This is a genomic window from Adlercreutzia sp. ZJ154, assembly GCF_011039055.1.
Classification (GTDB): Bacteria; Actinomycetota; Coriobacteriia; order Coriobacteriales; family Eggerthellaceae; genus Adlercreutzia_A.
On sequence record NZ_JAAKEF010000010.1, the window covers coordinates 1 to 25,140 of the forward strand.

At 47.3% G+C, this 25,140-nt stretch carries 22 protein-coding genes and 1 other RNA gene; 14 read left to right on the plus strand and 9 right to left on the minus strand.

The annotated features are described in order from the left end of the window. The 6 genes from nrfD (G7Y37_RS05445) to nrfD (G7Y37_RS05470) form a co-directional block, all read right to left on the minus strand. The coding region (gene nrfD, locus G7Y37_RS05445; protein ID WP_165062464.1) for an NrfD/PsrC family molybdoenzyme membrane anchor subunit at window positions 1-1,232 on the minus strand (1,232 nt) is incomplete at its 3' end. A 16-nt stretch (window positions 1,233-1,248) separates the two neighbouring features. Then, window positions 1,249-1,872, minus strand: coding sequence for a 4Fe-4S dicluster domain-containing protein (locus G7Y37_RS05450; protein ID WP_165062488.1), 624 nt, complete (start codon window positions 1,870-1,872; stop codon window positions 1,249-1,251). 9 nt (window positions 1,873-1,881) lie between these two features. Next, a complete protein-coding gene (locus tag G7Y37_RS05455; protein ID WP_165062465.1) occupies window positions 1,882-4,359 on the minus strand; it encodes a molybdopterin-dependent oxidoreductase in 2,478 nt (825 codons plus the stop codon). A gap of 347 nt (window positions 4,360-4,706) precedes the next feature. Next, a complete protein-coding gene (locus G7Y37_RS05460) occupies window positions 4,707-5,621 on the minus strand; it encodes a slipin family protein (RefSeq protein WP_241156027.1) in 915 nt (304 codons plus the stop codon). Then, window positions 5,584-6,111, minus strand: coding sequence for a GntR family transcriptional regulator (locus G7Y37_RS05465; RefSeq protein WP_241156028.1), 528 nt, complete (start codon window positions 6,109-6,111; stop codon window positions 5,584-5,586). Before G7Y37_RS05465 ends, G7Y37_RS05460 begins: the two co-directional genes overlap by 38 nt. Beyond that, complete coding sequence (gene nrfD, locus G7Y37_RS05470; protein ID WP_165062467.1) at window positions 6,108-7,103, minus strand: NrfD/PsrC family molybdoenzyme membrane anchor subunit; 996 nt, start codon at window positions 7,101-7,103, stop codon at window positions 6,108-6,110. The genes G7Y37_RS05465 and nrfD (G7Y37_RS05470) overlap by 4 nt, the downstream gene beginning before the upstream one ends. Window positions 7,104-7,269: 166 nt before the next feature. Here nrfD (G7Y37_RS05470) and ffs point away from each other — a divergent pair. From ffs to G7Y37_RS05505, 7 genes are all read left to right on the plus strand, one after another. Further along, window positions 7,270-7,365, plus strand: an RNA gene (gene ffs, locus G7Y37_RS05475) — signal recognition particle sRNA small type. 76 nt (window positions 7,366-7,441) lie between these two features. Next, complete coding sequence (locus G7Y37_RS05480) at window positions 7,442-8,113, plus strand: VTT domain-containing protein (RefSeq protein WP_165062468.1); 672 nt, start codon at window positions 7,442-7,444, stop codon at window positions 8,111-8,113. Window positions 8,114-8,181: 68 nt separating this feature from the next. Further along, a complete protein-coding gene (dnaX, locus tag G7Y37_RS05485) occupies window positions 8,182-10,050 on the plus strand; it encodes a DNA polymerase III subunit gamma/tau (protein WP_165062469.1) in 1,869 nt (622 codons plus the stop codon). Between the two features lie 82 nt (window positions 10,051-10,132). Continuing rightward, window positions 10,133-10,435, plus strand: a complete 303-nt coding sequence (locus G7Y37_RS05490; RefSeq protein WP_165062470.1) for a YbaB/EbfC family nucleoid-associated protein — start codon at window positions 10,133-10,135, stop codon at window positions 10,433-10,435. Window positions 10,436-10,471: 36 nt separating this feature from the next. Then, window positions 10,472-11,068 carry a recombination mediator RecR gene (gene recR, locus G7Y37_RS05495; protein ID WP_165062471.1) on the plus strand — a complete coding sequence of 199 codons (597 nt, stop codon included), beginning with the start codon at window positions 10,472-10,474 and terminating at the stop codon, window positions 11,066-11,068. Between the two features lie 18 nt (window positions 11,069-11,086). Next, window positions 11,087-12,361, plus strand: coding sequence for a molybdopterin-guanine dinucleotide biosynthesis protein B (mobB, locus tag G7Y37_RS05500; protein WP_165062472.1), 1,275 nt, complete (start codon window positions 11,087-11,089; stop codon window positions 12,359-12,361). 2 nt (window positions 12,362-12,363) lie between these two features. Further along, window positions 12,364-13,566: a 4Fe-4S binding protein gene (locus G7Y37_RS05505; protein WP_165062473.1), complete on the plus strand. Its 1,203-nt coding sequence runs from the start codon at window positions 12,364-12,366 to the stop codon at window positions 13,564-13,566. Window positions 13,567-13,654: 88 nt separating this feature from the next. On the opposite strand, the gene mihF is transcribed toward G7Y37_RS05505, so the two are convergent. Next, window positions 13,655-13,963 carry an integration host factor, actinobacterial type gene (gene mihF, locus G7Y37_RS05510; RefSeq protein WP_165062474.1) on the minus strand — a complete coding sequence of 103 codons (309 nt, stop codon included), beginning with the start codon at window positions 13,961-13,963 and terminating at the stop codon, window positions 13,655-13,657. A 233-nt stretch (window positions 13,964-14,196) separates the two neighbouring features. Between mihF and G7Y37_RS05515 the strand changes: the two genes are divergently transcribed. From G7Y37_RS05515 to G7Y37_RS05535, 5 genes are all read left to right on the plus strand, one after another. After that, complete coding sequence (locus tag G7Y37_RS05515; protein WP_165062475.1) at window positions 14,197-15,009, plus strand: GTP pyrophosphokinase family protein; 813 nt, start codon at window positions 14,197-14,199, stop codon at window positions 15,007-15,009. 309 nt (window positions 15,010-15,318) lie between these two features. Continuing rightward, window positions 15,319-16,149, plus strand: coding sequence for an ABC transporter substrate-binding protein (locus G7Y37_RS05520; RefSeq protein ID WP_165062476.1), 831 nt, complete (start codon window positions 15,319-15,321; stop codon window positions 16,147-16,149). Continuing rightward, window positions 16,109-17,596, plus strand: coding sequence for an ABC transporter permease subunit (locus G7Y37_RS05525; protein ID WP_241156029.1), 1,488 nt, complete (start codon window positions 16,109-16,111; stop codon window positions 17,594-17,596). Before G7Y37_RS05520 ends, G7Y37_RS05525 begins: the two co-directional genes overlap by 41 nt. Further along, window positions 17,596-18,330, plus strand: a complete 735-nt coding sequence (locus G7Y37_RS05530; protein WP_165062477.1) for an amino acid ABC transporter ATP-binding protein — start codon at window positions 17,596-17,598, stop codon at window positions 18,328-18,330. The genes G7Y37_RS05525 and G7Y37_RS05530 overlap by 1 nt, the downstream gene beginning before the upstream one ends. Window positions 18,331-18,484: 154 nt before the next feature. Continuing rightward, a complete protein-coding gene (locus G7Y37_RS05535; protein WP_165062478.1) occupies window positions 18,485-19,630 on the plus strand; it encodes a serine/threonine protein kinase in 1,146 nt (381 codons plus the stop codon). 56 nt (window positions 19,631-19,686) lie between these two features. Here the strand turns inward: G7Y37_RS05535 and argH are convergent, their stop codons facing one another. Beyond that, a complete protein-coding gene (argH, locus tag G7Y37_RS05540; RefSeq protein WP_165062479.1) occupies window positions 19,687-21,075 on the minus strand; it encodes an argininosuccinate lyase in 1,389 nt (462 codons plus the stop codon). 103 nt (window positions 21,076-21,178) lie between these two features. Continuing rightward, complete coding sequence (locus tag G7Y37_RS05545; RefSeq protein ID WP_165062480.1) at window positions 21,179-22,567, minus strand: argininosuccinate synthase; 1,389 nt, start codon at window positions 22,565-22,567, stop codon at window positions 21,179-21,181. Between the two features lie 1,109 nt (window positions 22,568-23,676). Between G7Y37_RS05545 and nrfD (G7Y37_RS05550) the strand changes: the two genes are divergently transcribed. Further along, on the plus strand, window positions 23,677-24,654 hold the full coding sequence (gene nrfD, locus G7Y37_RS05550) for an NrfD/PsrC family molybdoenzyme membrane anchor subunit (RefSeq protein ID WP_165062481.1): 978 nt from the start codon (window positions 23,677-23,679) through the stop codon (window positions 24,652-24,654). A 12-nt stretch (window positions 24,655-24,666) separates the two neighbouring features. Then, a complete protein-coding gene (locus G7Y37_RS05555) occupies window positions 24,667-25,137 on the plus strand; it encodes a GntR family transcriptional regulator (RefSeq protein WP_165062482.1) in 471 nt (156 codons plus the stop codon). Window positions 25,138-25,140 lie beyond the last annotated feature (3 nt).

Sequence of the window (25,140 nt, forward strand, 5' to 3'; positions counted from 1 at the left end):
TACTTCACACCTAAAAGGAATATAAGAATTGCTAGACCAACTACACCTATCGTTATTCCACACTCAAGAAGGGACGGCCAATAAACGATTGATTCATATGCTCCAGATAGACCTGCAGTCCAATTTGTGATGGTGGAAGAGCTTATAGCGCTTGGCCATTCGATATTTGGAATCTGAAAGCCTCCAACAAGTAGTTGTGTGCGCTTGCAGAAGATGCCAATGATAGCCAAAAGGCTAGCTATGACTATAAGTGGATTTGTGCGAAGACGCGGACAGAAGCATACAACTATACAAATTATGCCGCCGATTATTTCTATCCAGAAAAACGGAGCTAGAGGTCCTGCAACTAGCATCCATACGATATCTGCACCTGAAGCTGCTGGAAAGCCTGCTGTTAGAAGGTCGCATGCAAAGAAGTATAGATCCACGCATACAAATGTGCCTAAAAGCTTTGCCAGCTTTACTATATGAGCCTGCTCAAGTGCAAGGTATCCACATTTTTTAAGCGCAATAGCAATACATATAATAAGAGCTGTTCCGCAGACCAAAGCAGAAGATACAAACCATGGGGCTAGAAGGGCTGTGTACCACATTTCGCGTCCCTGCTGTAGACCAAATATCCAAGCAGTCACGCTATGAACTAGTACTGCACAAATAAGAGCTACTACACTTATTATGCGAAGAGCACGTGCAGATACCTTGCCACTTTCATACTTCAGCTGTGCCCAAAGATACACACAAGACAGTATTAGATATATACCCAACACTATGATGTCCCACATTAGCGGACTTGCAAGATTTGAGTATGCAAACAACTCCCAAAGGCGCGCAGGCTGTCCCAAATCTACTACTACAAATCCAATAGCAGCGATAGTACATGCGATAGAAGAAAATACTGCGATTTTGCTAATTGCTCCAAAACCTTGTATTCCAAATGCCTTAGGTACAGAAGATATGATTAGACCTCCCGCACTAAGACCTACAAAAAACATGAACATAGTAATGTATAAGCCCCAGCTATCAAGGTTTCTCATGGATGTTTGCACCATGCCACCTGTAAGCTGTATACCCCATAGCACAATTCCTGCTACAGCAAGTATTGCACACACTAAAATTCCTATATTTACACCCTTGTTGTTAAACAATGCACCCTTAGGCTTTGCTTGTTTTTGTTCGCCTGATGTGGGCGATTTGACATTGGCGGCAGTAGCCGCAGAAGTTGTCTCAGTCATTTTTATTCCTTTCGCCCTAGACTAAGTAATACACAGACGGCTTAGTGCCTTCGTGTGGCAATAGCTGTTTGTAAGAGCGGCTCTGTATCATCTTTGCCACATCGGAATTGGGGTCGTCTAAATCTCCCCAGAAACGTGCTCTGCCGGGGCACAATTCCATACATGCCGGCGTTTCGCCTTTAGCTGCACGCTGGTAGCAGAATGTGCATTTCTCAACTACGTGCTTCTGATGCTTAGGTATGTTGGCATCGCCAAATGTCATATCTACAGCATATTTTGGTTCTTCCCAATTGAAGCTACGCACACCTGTGTATGGGCAAGCGCTTATACACATACGACACCCGATGCACTTGTCGTAATCTTGCCGCACAATACCAGTTTCTTCGTCTCTGTAAGTTGCTCCTACTGGGCACACCTTAACGCAAGCTGGGTTTTCGCAATGCTGACACGAGACGGGCATATATTGCATTGCTAATGTGTCGGGGAATTGTCCCGATGGAGTATCGGGCTCGTCTCCGCCATCGGTAAGAATGCGATTCCACGCTATGCCCTCTGGAACATTATTAGCAGCTTTACAAGCTAGCGCGCATGTATGGCAACCTACGCAACGCTTCAGATCTATAACCATTACATAATGCATTTTACTCACCTATGCCTTTTCAATCTCAACAAGTAAGTCGGAGAACTGCGAATTAGCAATGTAGGGATTTGTCTCGCGGCTTGTCAGATCTTGATAATGTCCTTCAACGTATTGATCGGCTTGCCAACCATGAGGAGTGTTTACAGTACCGGGTCTAATTCCTTCGGTAACGATTGCGCGAACCGTACACGACCCGCGATCGTTGAACAGGCGAACCATGTCACCGCTTTTTATGTTTCGCGCTTCTGCATCTTTAGTGTGAATTTTCACTGTTGGTTCGGGGTCGAATTCGCGAAGCCATGGAATATGGCTGAAATTGGAATGTACGCGATATCGTGTGTGCTCCTGATAGCATGTAAGCGGGTATTTCTTTGCAAGAGGGTTGCTCGGCCATGCTTCTGAAGGCTCAATGAAGAATGGTAAATGCTCCAGTTCTACATCAATTGTTTGACCGTATTGCATAGAGGCAACAGGCTTTTCAAAATAGAACTGAGCTCTTCCGGTGGGGGTTGTGAAATTCCCACCCGCTGCGAAGATAAAGTTTTTACCCGGCAGCCAGCGGACTACTTTTTCCTTCTTCATACGATCGTAGCTTATGCCGAATTTTGCAGCTGTAGGTGTGTCTAAAATGTAGCGCAATGCCTCTTCGGAATTTAAGCCGTCGTATACATATGGCATATCAAGACCTTCAGCAAGAAGCTTGAATATCTCATAGTCAGGTTTGCATTCGCCCATAGGTTCTACGGCTTTTTCTTGCAGAACGGCAAATGGTTGTAAGTGGGCAGTACCGCAAGTAAAGTCTTCCTGCTCGAACCAGTGTGCTGATGGTAAAACTATATCGGCGTATACCGTTGTATCTGTAGGTCTGGTTTCAGCTACTACGATAAGTTCCATCTTGTCGAAAACGTCGTGCAGAATAGATTGACGGTCAGCTACGTAATTCAGCGGATTGCAGTTATGAATGTAGATGCTTTTCATAACAAACGGTTTGCCGTTGTATGTGCCCGTTTTTATAGCTTCAGCCATTTTTAGAGCCAGAACGCCAGCTGTGTAAGAAGCCGATCCTCCGCCTACGGTGTCTTCTTGTTTAGCTTTAATTGGGCTGGTGCATAGTTTTGCATCTAGGGGAACGCTGTTGTAAGAGCATGCTCCGGTGCTGCATCCCTTTTTGCCTATGTTGCCTGCCAAAATAGACATTGTTCCCATAGCATAATAAGAGCCATGACCGTTGTAGTATCTGTCTTGTCCGAAGCCCCAGAACATACTTGCCGGTCCATTTTGGGTGTACAAGTCTACAATTTGCTCCATTACTTCCACTGGAACGTCGCTTAATTCAGAAGCCTTTTCTGGCGTGTATTCGGCGATTCTTTCCAGCAGTAATGCGAATGCTGGGCGAACAGAAAAACCAGCAACTTCGTGTGTGCCTTCTAGGGTAGGATTGGTGGTTTCAGATGATGCTACAGCTTCGCCGGTAGCGGCATCTATAACAATAACTTGGTCGGTTTTGGCACCTTTTTCGCCAAGACCTAAGTCGCTTTGGCGTAGATATGTGCCATCCTCTTTAACTAGGAATGGGGCAACGGAGTGGTTCTTTACGAAGTCCCAGTCTACAAGATCTTTCTCGATGATCATGTTGCACATTCCTAAAGCCAAAGCAGCATCGCTTGCGGGGCGAAGCGGAACATAAAGATCGGCTTTAGATGCAATTGTTGTGAATGCTGGGTCTATTACGATTAGTTTTGCGCCGTTGTCAATAGCGTCAGCAAAGAAATGCCACGCTTGAATTTGTGCTTCGGTTAAGTTTGAACCCCACGCAATTATGGTTTTCGCATTTGCGAAGTCGGTCAATTCGTTAGTTTGACTTACAAGGCTGCTTCCAAACATTGCGCTGCTTGCCGTGTAATAGTTCATGTCGATTGAACCTGAAATGGGAATAGCCTGCATAGCATTTTGCAAGCGCGTGTATGCGCCGTTGTAGTGGCAGCCGCTTAGCAAGCCAAACTGACCAGATTGGGTCCACCATCCAATAGCGCCTGTTCCGTATTCTTTGCGCAGTCTAGTCCATTCGTTGCAAATGGTGCTTATTGCTTCATCCCATGTAATTCGCTCCCAAGCGCCTGCGCCACGTTCAGTTCCTTCTGCACGCTTCATAGGGTACAGAATCCTGTCGGGGAGGTACATTTTTTGAGGATGCGAAAGGCCCTTCATGCATGCACGCTTGTAGCGGTCATCTGGCACATCAGAGGCTGAAACGCGCACTACTTTTCCGTTGCGCACGTATATGTCTAGCGGACATCCGCCCATGCAGTTACCTCTGCATACACCCTGATATACCTGTTCGGTAGATTCGGCACCCGCATCACCACTTTCAGCTGCAAAAGCAGTAAGGGTGCTACCCGAAATTGCTGTAGCACCTGCAACCGCTGCTGTGGTTTTTAGGAAATTGCGCCGGGTTAGACTTGTCTTTTCCTTGATCGTATCCGACATCTTCTCTCCTCCATTCTTCTTTTGAAAAATGAATTTTCTAGGAAACCTCGCAGACACCCACATGATGAATTTATCTATGCGTTTGACTATAGAGAATCTGTGAGACTTCCCCCAATTTGAGAATCGGCCGATCCTTTATTGTCATAGTTTGTCATACGCATAACGTCTAGTCAACAGTTTTAGTAGGACAATATATGACAAATTTATTCTATTTACAGAATAAATACGCTAGTTTTTCCTGCTAGATATACTCATAATTAATAGAAATTGATAGATGCAGGTGCTAGGTGCGGGCATTGCAGGTTTGGGTACCTATGGTATAGATGCGGATAATGCAAGCGGTGGCGCTACTTATGGTCGGCGTTTTTTGGCATACGATTTTCTGCAAGATTTGGGTCGTTAAAACCTTCGCTAAAGGCACTAGGAATTACAAGAGTTCCACCAGAATTTTTAACCGACTCATATGCAAGATGCATGGTGCGCAGATGCATAGCATCGGTGTCGCCATCGTATGCCGCCGAGGCATCGTGCAGCATTGCAGAAATATCGCGTTCCGCTTCTGCTAGTATCATGCGGGCGTTGCGTTCGCGCATAGCGATGGCTTCGGCTGCCATGGGGTCTTGCAACTCTTTTGGTACTACAATGTCGCGTACCTCTACATCAATAACATCTATTCCCCATTCTGAAAGCTTGGTTTCAAGTACTTCTTTCAGCTCGGCATCTAGCTGGTCGCGGCGCATTGCTGCTTTGGAAAGCGTTGCGCGTCCGATGGCTTTACGTAGCGTTGTTTGCGTTAGCCACGATACTGCTACCGGATAATCTTCCACTTCAAGCGCCGCTTTTTTAGGCGAAAATACCATCCAGAAAATAACAGCATCTACATTAACGGGCACGAGATCGCTTGTGAGCGTTTCTTCGGCACCAAAGTAAGTAACCATTACTCGCTGATCTATGCGTAGGCTATAAAACTCTACTATAGGTAAGGTGAATACTAAGCCCGGACCAGCTATGCGATTAAATCGCCCAAACCGCATAATAACGGCTTTTTCCCATTCCATTATAAAATGGATTGAACTTGATGCCAGCCATCCGACTATAAGGGCTATGCAGATGGCGGCTATATCGATTCTTCCCTGTATCGTTTGATATATGGCAAGTGTTAATACGCCTGCGAGGACGAATATGAAAACGGAGAAAACTATTGCACCGTTTCTGGATGTGTGATTAAGCCCCGCTTCCGGCTGTACGTGTGGTTGAACCATTCTCTGGCTCTGGGAATGCCACGACGTTCCAGCGGTTTTCTGCTTTCGTCCCTTCACTCTCATTTGTTTCTCCCTTATCTGCGCGTCTTAATTTAGACAAGCTGGTAGAGAATTGCATTCCGATATCATCGAGCGACATTCCTAGTTCCTGACAACGCTGTATATATTCGACAGTTATTATTTCTGCCGTTACTGCAATGCTTACACCCGGTTTGTTGCTTACGTCGCATACAAATGCGCCTTGCCGGCGTTTGGATTGTATGTAGCCGTCTTCTTCTAGGCTTTGATACACTTTGCTTACGGTGTTGTAGTTAATTTCTACATCGGCTGCAAGTCCGCGTACTGTTGGCAGTTGATCTCCGGGCATATAGTATCCAGAGGTTATAAGGTATATGAAACGATTTTTCAGTTGAAGCCAGATAGGGATGCTGCTTCGTTCATCCAGTTCAAACAAATCGGCGGCGGGTACAATTTTTTTCAGCTTAATCACGAAACGTCCCTTTCTTCCAAAATCGAAGATGTCTCTTTAGGATAATCTAGCGCTAGTTGTGCATGTGCTCCGGCATCTACAATAGACCAGCGCATGCACAGGGCACCAAAAAGCACCATAGTTGCAACGATAGCGTAGCATTGTTGAGCATTTATATTGCGGCGGCGCGTCCGGTGCAGGCAGTAAAGTGTAATTTCAGCTATTAGCGGAATTAGCAACCCTACAAAAACGAATCCACCCCACCAAAGTAAAGAAAGCGGTTCGGTGGTTAGCAGGCGCACCGATTCTTGCAAACCGGAATGGCTGCTATTTGTTGCTGCTGTCCAGAATATGACTACACAAATAAGTTCTGCAGCTAGAAGAACCACATCGATAATAATTAAGGACTTCAGCAGCTTGCTTTTTTCGTGGATGGTCGCGGTGAAGAATATGGATATGATAAGGATGGCTTCGCCGCACGAAAGAGCAGAAAGCGTAAACAATATTGGAATAAGCGGTGTTGCCCAAAGATTTACGGCTTCTATATCGCATAACAAAAGACCTGTATATATGGCTGTAACGAAGCCAAACGCAATAGTTAGCAACTCTAAAACAATTGTCAGATTTTGCTTTATTTGCGGCAAATAAAGCAACTTTGAGAGGACTAGGGGAAAGGCAACAATTAGCGTAATAGCTATTGCGAATGTGCCCATAGTTATAAATGTAGGAAAAATGTTTGTGAAAAGATTTAAGGCGCGGTCTGCCCGACCCAAATCGGCGAGAAGGCAAAATGCGCCTGTTGTCAGAAAAAGGTATCCGGCTGCAAAGGCGCTCCGTAGTGCTTTTTGTGTCGAAATTGACATTGGGGTGTTTAGCGCGTTTGGGACTGTTTTAGGGATAATCTTTTTGGAAAGTTGGTGGGCAAATGCAAGGTCTGCCGTTGAGCAAACAATTAAACATCCGGCACCTGCGCCACCTAGAAACAGATATGCGATGGCTAACTCACCGAACATCAGAATCTCCTTATAGAAGTTTATTGTCAGTATGACACAAAAACTCTTGGATGAGTATGACAACGTGTCATATATGGGCGTATCCGAACAGCGCGAAAGATAGGTTTGAATATGCGAAGACGATACGGGCGTTTTTCGTCTATACTGTTCAGATGCATGGAGCACCTCCGAAGGACAGGGCGGCGCCAAGTTCTGAATCTGGTCAGGTCCGGGAGGAAGCAGCCATAAGGGACCGCTGACGAGCGTCCTGTCTTTCGGGGGTGCTTCTTTATGCAGTCAAAGTTATGTAATCATAGTTGCGCCTAAGTCCTACGACCAGTCGGGTGCTAGGAGCTAAATTGGGAATTGTAGATTTCTTTGTTAACTTATTGCGCGATCCGCGTGGGTTTATTGCGGGTTGGATAATTACGCTTGGTCCTGTATGGGTTTATTCGCCACTGTTTCTTATAGTATTTGTAGAAACAGGTTTGGTATTTTTCCCATTTTTGCCGGGCGATTCGCTGCTGTTTGCGGTGGGCGTTTTTAGCGCACCGGGCGGCGGGCTAAATTTGGCTGCCAGTCTTATTGTGTTTTACGCGGCGGCTATTCTGGGCAACACGTCGAACTATTGGATAGCTCGCTTTTTAGGGCATCGCATAATAGATTCGGGTAAGGTGAAGGCGCTAACGCCCGAGCGCATGGCGAAGCTAGATGGTTTCTTCGCGAAGTATGGCGGGCTTACAATTGTTATTACGCGCTTTATGCCATTCTTTCGCACGTTTGCGCCATTTATCGCGGGCACGGGGCATATGAATTTTGCGAAGTTCACACTGTGGAACGCTATTGGTGGTGTGGCGTGGGTAAGCCTGTTTGTGCTTGCGGGCTACTTCTTTGGTGGCGTGCCCTTTGTGCAAGAGCACTTCGAGGTTATAGTGCTTGGCATAGTGGCTGTATCGGTAGCGCCGGCTGTTATAGGCGCTGTGAAAACCGCCCTAGAGTCTCGCAAAAAGAAGGCTGCCAACAAAAAGTAGATACGCCGTCGTTATTCTATTATTGAATTTTAAGAAGTTTCGCTTATTCAATATTCGGAAGGCTATTTATGACTGAAGCGCTGTATAGAAAATATCGTCCGCAGATATTTGAGGATGTGGTTGGGCAAGAGCATATTGAGCGCACGTTAAAGAATGCGATTGGCTCTGATAAGGTAAGTCATGCATATTTGTTTACAGGACCGCGTGGCACCGGCAAGACCACTACGGCGCGTTTGCTGGCGAAAGCGCTGCTATGCAAAAATGGACCTACGCCCGACCCGGATGGTACTTGCGAAGACTGCAATCTTGTGGCTGCAGGCGAACACCCCGATGTATATGAGCTAGATGCGGCTAGTCGCACAGGTGTTGAAAATGTTCGCGAGGAAATTATTGGTCGCGTTAATTATGCGCCCACACGCGGACGCTACAAGGTTTATATTATTGACGAGGTTCACATGCTTTCAACAGCGGCGTTTAATGCGCTGCTGAAGACTTTGGAAGAGCCGCCCGCCCATGTTGTGTTTGTGTTGTGCACAACCGATCCGCAGAAAGTTCCAGAGACTATACATTCGCGCTGTCAACGCTTCGATTTTCGCCGAATAAGCAACGAGGAACTGGTCAGTCGCTTAGGTGCAATTTGCGAAATGGAGGGCATACAGTTTGATGGTGATGCGCTAGATTTAATAGCTCATCGTGCGGATGGCGGAATGCGCGATGCCCTAACTTCTCTTGAACAGCTTATAGCGTTTGGTGATGGAAAAGTTACTAGTGAACTGGCGGAGCGTTTGCTGGGGTCGGTTGATTCTAGTGATTTAGCTGACATTGTGCGCGCAATAGGTACGCGCGATGTGGCGGCCGCTTTTCGGTGGACAAGCGAGTATATGGAAACCGGTGCCGATCTGGCTCAGTTCGCACAAGATTTAGCAGAGCATATGCGCAATATGTATGTGATGCAGTTGGCTGGTGCCGATACTGTTTTGGATGTGTCAGAGGCTGCGCGCAGGGAACTTGAGAGCGAAGCGGCTTGGTTTGGTCCTGAGCGTCTTGCGAACATGCTGGGCGTATTGGGCGATTTAATGACCGACTTAAAAACGTCTACAAATCAGCGGTTGTCGTTTGAAATAGCCCTAACGCGCATGGTTCGCCCCGATTCAGATCTGACGTTGGCAGCTTTGGCTGAGCGAGTGGAAGCATTAGAGGCAGGTTGTGTAGCGACATCTGAAACATTTTCGCCATCGGTTCAAAAAATTGAAGAACCAGTTGTTGCACCTGTTGTGGTTAAGCCCGATGAAGTTGTTGAGCAGCGCGCCAGTGCGGTAGTGCAAGCTGTGCCCGATCGGGAAACGCAGCCGGTAGCGTCTGCTGTGAATATAAGCGAGGCTCAGCTTCCGCAATTTTGGGCATCTGCCATGGCGCATCTTAAAAAGACAGCTGCCGCTTATGGCGTGTTGTTGATGAATGCACGCCCTAAGCTAGAGGCTGACCATCTTATAGTGCAGTTTCCAGCCGATACAGACTTTGCATTTCAGGCTAGCCAAAAGCCAGAAGTAAAAGATGCTATTGCTGATGCTATATCGAAGGCGGGCGCGCCCGGTATGCCGTTCACTTTGGTGAAATCTGGTGCTTCGGCGCAGGCTTCTACACAGGCTCCCGCGCAGGCTTCGGCACAGGTTTCGGCGCAAACTCCCGTGCAGGCTTCGGCACCGGCTGCCGCACAGGTTTTCGCGCAACCTCAGCCAGATTTAATTCCAGAGCCCGATTCGGTGCCGCTTTCTGCATATGAAGATGTTGATGTAGCAGACGCTCCACCATGGGGCGAAACAGATATTGCCGACACATCTAGCAATTCATCTGCTTTAGAACCTACAGCCGACCAATTAAACGATGCGCTAGCTGCTGCATTTGGCGAAGGTGTCACCTTCCAACAAGTTAATTGATTAGTTTGATACTATATTTCTTAAAGATTTGGATTGCTTGAAAAATCCTAGCCGTTTATAGCTCCAAGTGAAGGGAATTTATATGGACATGAAAAAGATGATGAAGCAAGCACAAAAAATGCAGCGTGAAGCTGCGCTTGCTCAAGAAGAAATAGCATCTATGGAATTCAGCGCTACCGCTGGTGGTGGCATGGTGCAGGCAACTGTAACCGGCGCTATGGAAGTAAAGTCTATCGTTATTGACCCTGAAGCTATCGACCCTAGCGATGCGGAAATGCTCCAAGATATGATAGTGGCAGCTGTAAATGAAGCGCTGCGCGCAGCCACGGAAGCCAGCAATAATCGCATGAGCGGCATAATGGGCGGCATGAATCTTCCGTTCTAATTACTTGAATAAGCCACAAACAATTGAGAGACGCAAATGCAAAGCGCGCCTGCTATACAGAAGTTGCTTGATGAATTAGAGCGCTTGCCGGGCGTAGGACCTAAATCTGCCCAGCGTATGGCACATTTCATCCTGAACTCCGACAAAGGGCAGGCGCTTAGATTGGCTGATGCTATCCGAGATGTGAAAGATACGGTGCACTTTTGTAGTCGCTGTTTTAATTACGCGCAAGCCGAATTATGCGAAATCTGCGCAAGCGATAAGCGCAATCGCAACATCATTTGCGTGGTAAGCGAGCCGCGCGATATCCCGCCTATTGAGCGCACAGGTGCCTTCGATGGCATATATCATGTTTTGGGCGGCGCTTTGTCTCCGATGGATGGTGTCGGACCGGAAGACTTGCGCATAGCTGAACTGATGGCGCGTTTAGGTAGCGAAGATGTATCGGAAGTTGTGCTGGCTACAAATCCTAATATTGAAGGAGAGACTACCGCATCGTATCTAGCTCGCTTAATAAAGCCGCTTGGCATTAAAGTAACGCGCCCAGCAAGTGGTCTTCCTGTTGGTGGCGATTTAGAATTTGCCGACGAAGTAACACTTGGTCGCGCAATAGAAGGTAGGCAGATTCTGTGATGCGCTTAGGAGGCGCGCATGGTTAATATTCCAAGTCCGGCAATTGCTATTGTAGGGCGACATAATTCTGGAAAAACCACGCTAATCGAGAAAATGATAGCTGAACTTACCGCGCGTGGTTGCGATGTGGGGTCGGTCAAACATCACTCACACAGCAAATTCGAGATTGATTATCCCGGAAAAGATTCTTGGCGGCATCGCGAAGCCGGTGCTACTGAAACCGTAATTGCTTCGCCTGAAAAATTGGCGCGTGTAAAAACTTTGCATCATGAAGTTGAATGCGCTGAAATAGTGCGCAGCATGCCGGGGCACGACATAATTATTGTAGAGGGTTACAGAAAAAGCGGTCTTCCTACAATAGAGTTAATGCGTGCCGGCAACGCGGCCGATTCGGCAGTAGCGGAGGCATTTGCTCAAGCTGCGGCGCTTGGGCTTCCGCTTGGTACCGATTTTACACAGTTGGCGAAGTCGGATGCGCTGGACCGACGCGATGCAGATGACGTACATGCAGCCGATTTAGCAGACAAGACACCTACGGAAAGTACAGTTGCAGTAATAACCGACATTCCTCGCGCGCTTGAAGCGGCGGCGGTATATGGCATACCGGCGTTCGATCTAAGCGACATAAGCGGCATTGCAACATTTTTACAAGAGCATTTTGTGCGCCCGAAAGTAACTGTGGTTGTGCAGGCGGGCGGCGAAAGTAGACGTATGGGGCGCAGTAAGGCTACAGTGCCGTTTGCGGGCAAACCTCTAATTTGCCGACTGTTAAGGCGACTGACTCCTATTGCCGATGAGCTGATAATAACTACGAACGAGCCTGACAATTTGGCGTTTATAGGCGATATGGATTTACCGATTCGCCCGCGGTTAGTGCGCGATGAATACGATTTTCGCGGTGCGCTGCCGGGTTTGTATACGGCGCTTTCGAATGCAAACAATCCATTTGTGGCGGTAGTGGCGTGCGATATGATTTTTGCAAGCCCGTGTCTTGTGGTGGCAGAATCTATAGAGATGGCGAAAACCGGAGCAGATGTAGTAGTGCCGGTAAACCAGCATGGCTTCGAACCGTTCCATGCAATGTATAGACGCGATGTGTGTGTGCCGGCTATATTGCGCGCCATCAATCGCGGCGAGAAACGCGCGCAAGCGTTTTTTGATGACGATGCTGTTAATGTTTACGAATTTAGCCAGCAGCGCGTGTTGGAAGTTGAGCCGCGCGGCGGTTGTTTCATAAATGCCAATACTCCAGATGAATTAGCCCGTATTGAAGATAGCTACTTAGGGGAATAGGCATGCCTGCGCTATCGGATGTTATGGAGTATGCCGAGCTATTTACAGTAGCTCCTTTAGTTATTGACCAAGATCATTGTGTGGCTGTGCGCAATCGCAATGCGCGATGCCGCCAATGTAGAGATATTTGCTTTGTCTCGGCCATAACGATAGAAAACAACGAGATAAGCGTAGACGGCGGGGCTTGCGTAAATTGCGGTGCGTGTTTAGGCGTGTGTCCTACTAGCTGCATATCGGCTACAGAGCCAGCGCACTCTGAGGTGGTTGAGGCTGCGCTGCAAGCTGCTGTTCGGGCTAAAGGTGTTACATGCATAGCTTGTGCGCGGAAGGCTGCGCGCCATGATGCCGATCCTGAATTATTTGCACAAGTACCATGTTTGGCGCATATAACCGAAGGTCTGCTGGCTGACATTGCAGCGGCTGGGGCGCGCGATATTGCGCTTGTGGATGGCAATTGCGCTACTTGCAAATATGGCGCTGCTGATGCAGCTATAAAATGCACGCTTGATAATGCGCTGAAGTTATTTGAGACTTTGGACGCACCGATAATAGTAACGCGCTTGCAGGAATTTCCTCCAGAATTTGCTAACACTTTCAAGCGCGATATACGCGGGGCAGACAGGCGCGGTCTTATGGCGCAGACGGGTCGCTATTTGCGAACCGTGGCAAACAACGTGGCTCAAAAGACGCTTGAAGAGAAGCTGGGATCGGCTAAATCAAAGCCGCGGACTTTGAAAGATCGCTTAGGCGCGGGCAAGAGCGGTAAAATGCCTACGTTTCCAGCTGATGAAAATATGCACTTAATAGATTGCTTGCTGAAAGTTGGCAACCCGGAAAAAATTGCCAATTTGACTGAAGGTAAGGCGGCTTGGCATGAAGATGCCGCGCTGAATACTCGGCATTTTGGCAGCGTAACTATAGATTCAGAAAAATGTTCGGGATGCGGTTTGTGTGTATTGTTTTGTCCTACAGAGGCGCTGAAATATGGCGAATTTGATAAACCCGATAATCCCGATATGCGATATTTGGAATTCCAAGCCGCCGATTGTACACAATGTTCAATGTGTGTCGATGTGTGTTTGCGCGATTGTATAGAAGTAACGCCGAATGTTAGCATGCGCGAAGTGCTAGATTTCGAACCGCGCTTAATAGAAATACCTCGTCCAAAAGATAGGTTACCTCTATTCAATAAAAAATTCCCATAAACCGTTTTGTTCATTTCAATTTATAGGCTTGCTTTGTATATCAAAAAGGGCGCACAAGCGCCCTTTTTGCTTCTGTATATAACCTTTACTACTTTAGAGCAGCTTTTAGGTTCTCCATTTGTTTGGTGCCTAGACCCTGCAGGCGGCGGCTTTCAGGAATGCCAAGTTCTTCCATTAGTTTCTCAGTCTTAACTTTACCGTAGCCCGGTAGTGCGTTGATGAAAGATTTTACTTTCATGCGTCCAATAATAGGATCATCCACCTGCTTCAAGGCATCCGCAGCGCTCATGGTGCCCAAAGAAAGCTTGGTGGTTACTTCAGAACGTTTTGCACGAACGATACGAGCTTTTTCTAGGGCAGCAGCGCGCTGTTCGGGTGTCATATTGGGTGCTGGCATTTTTACTCACAATCTCTTCGGCGATATGTTGCTTGGCAGCAAATCGCATCGGATAAACTATTATGACGCTTAGTGTATTTAAGGGTTAAATGTGCGTCTAAAAAACAAGCTCCACCGATATTAATAGAAGTTTGCCTGCTTTGCACGCATATTTTCAGTTTAAGGTAGGATATATATACAATTCTTACGAAATATGCCGGCTATTGGAGGCTTAGCGAAACAATGGAGGACGAATGTCGAATAACAATGCGCTAAATGACATACTTGTTGGAGCTACTGCAGCCTATAATCAGCATCCTCAGGTAGCCACGGCGGCTGTAAAGCGCACGTTGACGCATTCAAGACCGCTTACATCTAGCGATATTGATTCTCTTACGGTATTGGAATTTGCCGCGCAAGACATACTGCTGAAGTATCATGCGGCAATGCGACAGATGGAAACGCGTCTTGAAACGCTAGACCAAGATTTGAAATTGCGACAAAGTCGTAATCCTATTCACCATATTGAATCGCGCATGAAAAGCGTGCCCAGTATTTTTGAAAAGTTGGGGCGCTACGGCAAATCCCAAACGCTCGATTCGATGGAGCGCTACATAATGGACATTGCTGGGCTGCGCGTTATTGTAAGTTATGTGCAAGATGTTTATGACATACTGCACTATCTTGAACATCAGGACGACCTAGAAGTTGTAACAGTAAAAGACTACATTACCAACCCTAAGCCAAACGGTTATCGCAGCTTGCATATGATTGTTAAGATACCGGTGTATTTCTTAAGCGGACGGCAGCACGTGCCGGTAGAAATTCAGATTCGCACCATTGCTATGGACTTTTGGGCTAGTTTAGAGCACGATTTGAAATATAAGGCTGTTCGCGAAACCTCGGGTTTAAATGTAGGCGAAGAGCTAAAGCAGTGTTCAAACATAATTAAAGAGGCAGAGGACAGAATGCAGGTGCTAGCACGAGCATTGGAACAAAATGCACCAGCTGACAAGCATGAAGTAAATGCGGCGCGTCAAATAGATTTATCCGAACAATTGAGGTAGCCACTCGCATTGTTTGCGGATATATTTTTGTACAATTTTACAAAGCGTTTACACAGGTATTTGTACCTTTTTAACTGGGAAATTATTTGCGATTTTGTGCAATCGTACAAAAGGAAACAGCATTTTTTGTACAATTGCCCAAAAGTATATGTTTTAGCCGATGTTAAATTTCCTAAACCAACGCAGGCATTTACCATCGGCTCCAAAATTGGAATATGTCGGCGAAAGAATAGCGATATACAGGTATGATTATCGCTTCTTCAGTTTGATTACTGGGGTTCTACGAGAAAAGATTTGAAGGTGAGATATATGAAGATTAAAAAGATAGGCATAGCAGCTGCGGCTTTTGCGCTTGTTGCTGCTGTGGCGCTGCCGGGTTGCAGCTCTCAACCGGCAGGCAGTTCTAGCTCTAGTGCTAGCGATGCTTCTAATGCTGGAAGCGCTGAGGTAGCACTTGTGAACGACGGCAAGCTTACTGTGGCTGCTTCGCTTGACTTCCCGCCGTTCGAAAACTTGGAAGGCGAAGAGGCAGTTGGTTTTGAAGTAGACTTGGTGAAAGCACTTGCCGAGCAGATGGGCCTTCAGGCTGAATATCTGCCCTCCACCAAATTCGATACGATTATTCCGCTGATTAGTGCGGGCGGCAAGGCGGACATTGGAGTTTCTGGCTTCACTGTTACCGAAGATCGTAAGAAGGAAATTGATTTCACCGATGTTCTTATCGATTCGAACCAAGGTGTTGTTGTTATGCCAAACTCTGGCTACACCAGCGTTGACGACTTGGCTGGCAAAACCATAGCAACTCAATCTGGTACAACAGGTTACGACTGGGCTGTTGAAAATATTCCGGGTGCAAATGTTGTGCCTTACGACGAAATGACTGCTGTTTTTGCAGCGCTGCAAGGCAGCCAAGCTGATGCCATAGTGTCCGACCTTCCAGTTGTGCAGTATTACGTGAAGAATTCCTACACCGATATGCAGATAATTGAGGAAATTCCTACTGGTGAGCAATACGCTATAGTGGTTAGCAAAGAAAATCCGGCGCTTACCGATAAGCTGAATGAGGCTTTGGCTGAGCTGAAGACCAATGGTGTTTATGATGAAATTTACAACAAGTGGTTTGGGGCTTCCGCTGAGTAGGCAAAATAACATATCGTTTAGGGCAGGCTTCGGTCTGCCCTTTGTATTTTGTGTTGGTGCGTTAATATTTGCGCTGCTTTGCATAAGCGCGATGCCTTTTCAAGCCGAAGCGCTTACCACCGAGCGCTTTACAGCTAAGAGCAATCAAGATGGTGCTGATGGCATAATGGGTGCCACCGATACGCGCATAACATGGCAGGGTCAGGCAGACGAAAATGAATCTATTGCTAGCGTGACTTTAGAGCTACCCGAGGGTTCGGTGCTGCCGGCTGATGGCACTACGGTTACTGTGCTCGACGGTCTTAAGCGATTGAGTGTGTCCAACACAGTAAGCGAATCTGACAGTGGCATAACTGTAGATTTTGACGAGCCTACACCTGCGGGCACTATGGTTATGCTGGAACTGAACAACGCGCAGTTTCCCGCAGATGGTGGCACTTTCACAGTGTCGGGTAGCTACACTACATCTGATGGCACAACGCAAGCAATTCCCGATGGCGGAAAATCAATTACCGTTACGGGCACTACGCCGCCAGAGCAGCTTGCTTCTTGGCTAGGCGAGCAGGGTTGGGTGCAGGCGTGGAATTCCAATAAATTCTTGCATTTGTTCTTCGATCCAACCATCATAGTTACCACTATCCCGGCTGTTTTTTGGGGATGGTTGCTGGCGTTGGCGCTTGTGGCTATTAGCTTTCCGCTTGCTATACCTTTGGGGCTTTGCTGGAGTTTCTTGCGCATGGCAAAAAACCCAGTATTGCGCGCAATTGGATCAACTTATATCAACATAATTCGCGGAACGCCTCTGTTCCTGCAGATTTATATTGCGTTTTTCGGTTTGCCACTTCTCGGCATTCAAATGGATAATTTTGTTTTGGGCGTAATAGTTTTAATAATGAACTCTAGCGCTTATTTGGCTGAGATATTCCGTGCGGGCATTCAGTCAATCAGCAAAGGTCAATTTGAAGCCGCGCGCAGTCTTGGCATGAACGGTGCGCAAACCATGATTTTCGTCATAATTCCGCAGACATTTAGGCGGGTTATTCCCACTATGACAAGCGAATTTATCCTAATGTATAAGGACACGTCGCTGCTAGCTGCGGTAGGCGTTATGGAAATAATGATGTACTCCAAGACCATAACGGCGGCAACCGGCAATGTTACACCTTACATTGTGGCTGCGTTCTTCTATTTGGTGGTTACAATACCGCTGACTAAAGCCATTAATATCATGGAAGAGCGTCTGGTAAGTGGGCGACCAAAGCAACGCGCAAAGAATAACTTAGCGGAGAAAACTCCCGCGGCTATATCTGGCACAGTAGGGTCTGTGCCCGCCGAGGGAAACGAGGCTGACGTGGCTGTTAATATGCGCATGAGCGAGGGGTTTGCGCATGGAACGCAGGTTGTGGCACCCGGTTCACTAGGGGCAAAGATGAGAGGTGAGGAATAATGTCTGAACCTGTCATTCGCATTCAAAATTTAGAGAAGCGTTTTGGCGATAATGTAGTGCTGCGCGACATAAACCTAACAGTAGAGCGTGGCGAAGTGGTGGTTATACTTGGACCTTCAGGGTCGGGTAAATCTACCATGCTGCGCTGCATTAACAGGCTAGAAACGCCTACATCGGGGCATATCTGGTTTGAAGATATAGATGTGTGCGATAAGCATACGAATTTGAATGAAGTGCGCTCTCGTCTTGGCATGGTGTTTCAGAGCTTTAACTTGTTTCCGAATCTTACGGCAAAAAAGAACGTTATGTTGGCGCAGCGTAAAGTGTTGAAGCGTTCTGCCGAAGAAGCTGAGAAAATTGCAATTGAGCGCCTGACCGAGGTTGGGCTTGGGGAGAGAGTAGATTATAAGCCTGCCGAGTTATCGGGTGGACAGCAGCAGCGTGTGGCGATTGCGCGTGCTCTTGCCATGAATCCACACGTTATGCTGTTTGATGAGGCTACCAGCGCGCTTGACCCAGAGTTGGTTCGCGACGTTTTAAGCGTTATGCGCAATCTTGCTGCTGAAGGCATGACTATGATTGTGGTTACACACGAAATGGGTTTTGCGCGTGACGTGGCTGACCGCGTCATATTTATGGATGGCGGTTTAATTGTGGAAGAGGGAACGCCCGAGCAAGTGTTTGACCATCCGCAGCATCAGCGGACCAAAAATTTCTTGGGGCATATTGCTTAGCAATCTCAATTAGCTATTACAATTGCCGAAATAAGCTGGACGAAGTTTTATTAGCTTCGTCCACATTTATTTATGCGTGTTTTAACTGTCTTGAAGCACAAAAAGTGGCATAATCTTCGCTGGTATTTGTACACGATTGAGAAAGGAATCATTCATGCCGAAAATCGTGAATTCATGGAACGATTGGGATCCGCTGAAGCATGTTATAGTTGGCCGCTGCGATAACGGTATGATCCCGCCAGAAGAGCCTGCTACATCTGAGAAGGTGCCAGTAGATTCTGATATGCGCGGTATGTGGGGTTTGCGTCCGCTGCGCACAGTTGAGAAAGGCAACGAGGCTCTTGATCGCTTGGTGAAGATTCTTGAGGATCGTGGGATTAAGGTAGATCGCCCGACCCCGCTACAGTGGAACCAGAAAATTGCTACGCCCGATTTCACGAACGATTCTATGATGGGCTGCATGCCTCCGCGCGATGTTCTTCTTACTATTGGTAACGAAATTATGGCAGCAGCGCAATCGTTCCGTTGTCGTTACTTCGAATACTTGGCTTACTGGCCGCTGATGGAGAAATACTTCGAGGAAGACCCCGATTTCAAGTGGACTCAAGCACCGCGTCCGCGCTTAACCGATAAGTCTTACAAGCATAACTACTACGACGAGTCTATTACGCTAGAAGAGCGTCTAGTGCGCACCGCCAACAAAGACTTCGTTACTACCGAAGTTGAGCCTATGTGGGATGCTGCCGACTGGATGCGCATGGGCAAAGATATTTTTGTACAGCATGGTTTAACCACCAACCGCGCCGCTATGGATTGGATGCAGCGTTATCATCCAGAGCTGCGCATTCACGCTGTAAACTTCCCGGGCGATCCATATCCTATTCATATCGACGCAACGTTTGTGCCGCTGCGTCCGGGTCTGATAATTAACAACCCTGTGCGCCCGTTGCCCGCAGAGCAGCGCGCTATTTTTGAGGCTAACGACTGGCAAATAGTAGAGGCTGCAAAACCTGCTCATACTGAGCCGCCTGAACTGTGCTACAGCTCTGTATGGCTGTCTATGAACTGCTTGGTACTCGATCCTAAGACTGTAGTTGTAGAAGCTTCTGAGGTTTACCAGATGGAGCAGATGGATAAATTGGGCATGAACGTTATCCCCTGCGATCTGCGTGATGCTTATCCGTTCGGTGGCGGTTTGCATTGCTGTACTGCCGACGTTTATCGTGAAGGTGGCTGCGAAGACTACTTCCCGAACCGAGTTGCAGACCCCACGCTGGTGCGTCCGGAGATGTGGAGCTAAATCTTCAATCTCTTCAAACTGGGAAACTCTGGGGCAGCGATGCGGCTGCCCCTTTTTTATAGCAGGCTTTTGTCTTGTTGAATTACGGCTTGTATTTCTTGCAGCTGCGCGCGCACCGCTTCGTGGGCTGTTCCGCCATATGTGTTTCTAGCTGCTACGATAGCTTCCAAATTTAAGGCATCAACAATGTCAGCTTCGAAAAGTTCGCTTTCGGCTTTGAAGTCTTCCAAACTTAAATCTTCCAAATCGCATTTGCGCTGTTCGCACAGTAAAACCAAATGACCTACTGCTTCGTGAGCATGCCTAAATGGCATACCTTTTTTCGCTAGATAATCAGCCACATCAGTGGCAGCTAGGTAGCCTTTTTTAGCTTGCGCAAACATTGCGTCTGCGTTTACTTGCATGGTGGAAATCATGCCTGTTGCGCACATGTAGCAATCTTCTAGCGTGTTTGCCGCATCAATAGCGCCTTCTTTGTCTTCCTGTAAGTCTTTGTTGTAGGCAAGAGGCAGCGATTTTAAGGTCATCATAAGGGCTACAAGATCGCCCACCACGCGTCCAGATTTTCCTCGAATTAGCTCGGCGAAGTCGGGGTTCTTTTTCTGCGGCATTATTGACGAGCCTGTGGAATACGCATCCGACAACGTAATGAACCCAAACTCTGCACTAGACCACAAAACTAGCTCTTCGCAAAGCCTAGACAGATGCAGGCACGACACGCTGCACGCATATATCAAGTCAAGCAGAAAATCGCGATCAGACACGGCATCTAGCGAATTGGGTATAGGGCGCGCAAAGTTGAGCTTAGCGGTGGTTGCGAAGCGATCAAGCGGGTATGTGGTGCCTGCCAGCGCTGCTGCGCCAAGCGGATTAGCGTCGGCTGACGTGCGTGCTGCTTCTAGGCGTTTGAAATCGCGTGTTAGCATCCATGCATAGGCAAGCATATGATGCGAAAACAGTATTGGTTGGGCGTGCTGCAGATGCGTATATCCGGGAAGAATTACATTGAAGTTTGCTTCGGCTTGGCTGATAAGCGCACTTCGCAATTCAATATTGGCAGCCATTAAGGCAGTAGCGCGTTCTTTAACATAAAGGCGTGTATCGGTTGCTACTTGGTCGTTGCGCGAGCGCCCGGTATGCAGCCGCGCCCCTGCGTCTCCGATGCGGCGAATCAGCTCGCTTTCTATAGACATATGTATGTCTTCGTTGTTTATGTCGAACGCGAAATTTCCCGCTTCTATGTCGGTCTTAATGCTGTCTAAACCTGCGGATATGGCAAGGGCATCTTCGCTAGAGATAATTCCTTGGGCGGCAAGCATGGCTGCGTGCGCTTTTGAGCCTGCAATATCTTGTGCGTAAAGTTGTTTATCCACAGGCAGCGATGCGCCAAAATGCTGCGTGGGTGCATTTGCGCTGTCCTGAAATCTTCCCGACCAAAGTGCCATATTTTCCTCTTCTATAACGAATTTGCGAGCTAATAAATAAAATTTTAAGCCCGCTTAATCAGTTTTGACCAATTGGCATAAACTAACGGGCTTAAATAGGCTACTAATTTGCGTTTGCGTTCGTGCTTGCGTTTGCGTGGCACGCTGCATTTGAAGCGTCAACCTCGGCGAAAGATGGCATACGCGCGTCGTTTGCTAGGCGGTTTTCTGCCCAAACTTTACATGGAAGGCTGTGAAGGTCGATAAATCCTTTGGCTGCTTGCTGGTCAAATTCATCGTCGGCATCGTAGGTTGCCAGTCCGTAATCGTACAGCGAGAAAGTGCTTTTGCGCCCCACTACCGTGCAACTTCCTTTATAGAATTTCAGTTTTACTGTGCCTGTAACGCATTGTTGGGTGTGCTCTAAGAAAGCATCGAACGCCTCTTTAAGCGGCGAAAACCACAGTCCGTTGTATACGCATTCTGCCCACGATTGCTCTATTGGCAACTTGTGATGCAAAACTTCCCGCTCTAGGCACAAGTCTTCAAGCGCTTTATGTGCAGTTATAAGGGCAAGTGCGCCGGGCGCTTCATAGCATTCGCGGCTCTTCACGCCAACCAGCCTGTTTTCCACCATATCGATACGACCAAAACCGTTGCTGCCAGCTATTTCGTTCATTGCGTAAATTATTTCTAGGAAACTCATAGTTTTGCCGTTTAGTGCGCATGGAATTCCGCATTCGAAATCTATGTCAACATATGTTGCGCAATCGGGTGCGTCAGCGGGCTCTGTTGTCATGGTCCATATGTCGGCTGGGGGTTCGCACCAAGGGTCTTCCAGCACGCCGCATTCAATTGCGCGACCCCATAAGTTGTCGTCTATGGAATAAGGCGCGTCTGCTGTGGCTTCAACGGGCACGCCGTGTTCGTCAGCCCAAACAATTTCGTCGGCGCGGCATCCTAAATCCCAGTCGCGCACTGGCGAGAGAATTTGTATTGCCGGGTCTAACATAAGTACCGACGATTCGAAGCGAACTTGGTCGTTGCCTTTGCCGGTGCAGCCGTGCGCAATATATTTCGCACCGTATTTATGAGCAATTGATACTAGGTGTTTTGCAATAAGAGGACGCGACAGCGCACTTACAAGTGGATATTTGTTTTCATACAAGGCGTTTGCCGCCATAGCGCAGCTAAGATATTCATTTGCAAACGCTTCGCGCATGTCTATTACCTGACATCCTATAGCGCCAGTTGCAAGCGCTTTGGCTTTGATCTTTTCCAAGCCGTCGTGTTCCTGACCCAAGTCGCCCACTACGGCTATAACGTCTAAGTTGTATTCTTCTTGCAGCCATTTAATACATACGGAAGTGTCCAATCCGCCGGAGTAAGCCAGTACGACACGCTCTTTTTCGCCAGATGTAGGAGAGGTGGAAAGCTGTAATGTGTCGTGCAGGAAAGAATTTGCAGAGATGCCTGCGCCGTCTGTGGTGTTTTGGATACTTTGAGTGCTCATAAATATGCCTTTCTTGTTGTTGTTCTTGGTTTCCCGTTTCGGAAAGGCATAGTTCTATTCTTAAATGTAGTAGGCTGCTGCGCAAAAGCGCTGTTTTAGCCTTTGAAATGAAAGAAACCACGACTCTTTCCAAGGCAGGGGTGCCTTGAAGCCTGCTAGAGGCAGCTAACGATCGCTTGCTGTTACGCGCAGCGTCGTCGCAGACGGATGATTCGTCGGCAACGGTTGCTAGTCGTGGAGAAAAGGGAGTTTGCGAAGTGTGATGGCACAATAGCACTGTTGCTATTTGAATTAAAAGTATGTGCCAGCAATTTCATCAGTACAATTTCTCCCTCATTTACGATTGAAGGTATTATGCAACTAATATGTAATTCGTCAACCCTAAAATTCATATTTTTTGCAATTGCGGCAGCGCTTTGTGCCAAATGTAACTTCTGTAACCTCTCGACTTAACTGCACCTAAATGGGAGCGTGGACGTTTTCTTGGACACGCCTAGGCTGCTAGATTTGGAGTGGTCAAGGTATCTTGGACAATTATTTAAGAATCTTTAGGCGGCATCGCGCTCTAAGTCGCAAGGGGCATTGTAGCCAATGGCGGAATGCATCCTCTGCCTGTTGTAGTAGAGCTTGATGCACTTGAAGACATCCTGCCTCGCCTAGTTTGAAGAACGATTAAGCACTTATAGCCCAAAGAACTAATTGCATAACGCCCAATTACAAGCTTGCAGAAAGTTTTTTACGGAAAAGTGGTCAAAACTTCCGGCTTTCCACTATGAAAAGCGCAAAATAGCGCCTATAGATGCATCACCAAATGCTGTTTGCCCAGTGTTCTCCACAATTCAAGCCAGCTATACGGCAATCCGACCGTGGAAAGTCGGAAGTTTTGACCACTTTTGCCAATTTATTTCTCTCGCTACGCATTTGTTACGCATTTCTGTCAATCCGCTTTCCGTTTGCTTGCCCGCGATGCGCCTGTTTCAACAATGCGTAGCAAACGCTGCTTTGTACCAAAGGGTATGCCTTGGCATACGATTCTCTTTCATGTTTCTTATAGAATTGTCTTATGATAATCTATGGGCATTTAGATGTGCATATAGGGGATGAAACCGATGTTTAGCGATCTTGTAGTTGCATATCTTTTCCTCGGTGGCACCGGTGCCGGATGCTGTTTGATCGCTTCTATTTTGGCGCTTTTGGCAGAACCTACAGAGATTGATCGCTTTCTTGTTTATGGCATTCATTCAGCATCGGCGCAAACTTGGAGGCGCTTTTTCTCTGCGTTATATATAGCCGCTCTTGGGGCTTTGTTCTTGGGGGCTATTTGCCTGATGGCCGATCTTGGTCGTCCAGATAAACTCTTGTTACTGTTGTTTTATCCTACTCCTACTTATATGGTTGTTGGGACGTGGTTCATAATTGTGTGCTCTATATCGGCTCTTTTGTGTGTCGTCTTATGGGCTGGTCATATGCGTATATCTAGGAAATGCTTAACTGTACTAAGCATAATCGCCGGTGTCTCCAGCATCGTGGTAATGGTTTATACAGGATTAATGCTGTCAGATATACGCGCTATTCCGGTTTGGAATACATTCTGGCTGGTGTTGCTGTTTGTTCTTTCGGCATTATCTTGCGGAATTGCTCTGGCTTTGTGTTCTTCGCTGGTATCCGGATCTTTGACAGCCTTCTATTCCACCTTAGTGCGCCTATCTAAAGTTGATGCCGCCATTATATTGATAGAAGCTGCGGTTGGGTTCTTCTGCTTGTTTAGCGTATGGAGCGCGGCAGGTGGTTTGGCGGGACCTGCGGACAGTACAGGTCAAGCGGCGTTTGATTCCCTAGAAAGCCTTCTTGTGGGACCTTTGGCTGCAACGTTCTGGGTTGGTTTTGCTTTTATAGGGCTTGCTGTGCCGTTCGTTCAAGATATTGCCATATCCAGAAAAAGGTCGAACCTGATGCGTATGGGAAAGTCTAGCTCAAGTGCGCTTTTTATATTAAGTACGGCTGTGTGTGTTCTTTTTGGTGGAGTTCTGCTGCGTTTCTTGGTAGTTCAGGCGGCAATGCAGCCCATCGGATATCTTGTGTCGTAGGAGGGCAACTTTATGATTTCGTTTCAAATAGATGAATCCAGCGATATTCCTTTATGGGTACAGTTAAGGCAAAGGATCGCATATCTTATAAATTCGGGCGAATTGAAGCCGGGAGAAAAGCTGCCTACAGTTCGTGGTTTAGCGTCCGATATTTCGATAAATTACAACACTGTCAATAAGGCGTATTTGAGCTTAGTGTCAGATGGCTATCTTGAATCCACGCGCGGACGCGGCGTATTCGTAACAGATATTGCATCGAAGCTTGGCGATGACGAGCTAGATCAAGTGAATGGAATTATGGATGACGCGATAGCTGCCTGCCGTGAATTAGGAATGGACTACGCCGACATAGAAAAGACTTTTACTCGCTATATAAAACGCATTCGTTTCAATGCTGAGCATGGCGGAGAAGGTTCGGTTCTAGGTGGGCGCATTATGGATTTCAGGGAAGAGAAGAATAAACGCAAGACGCGAGGGGCATAAAAC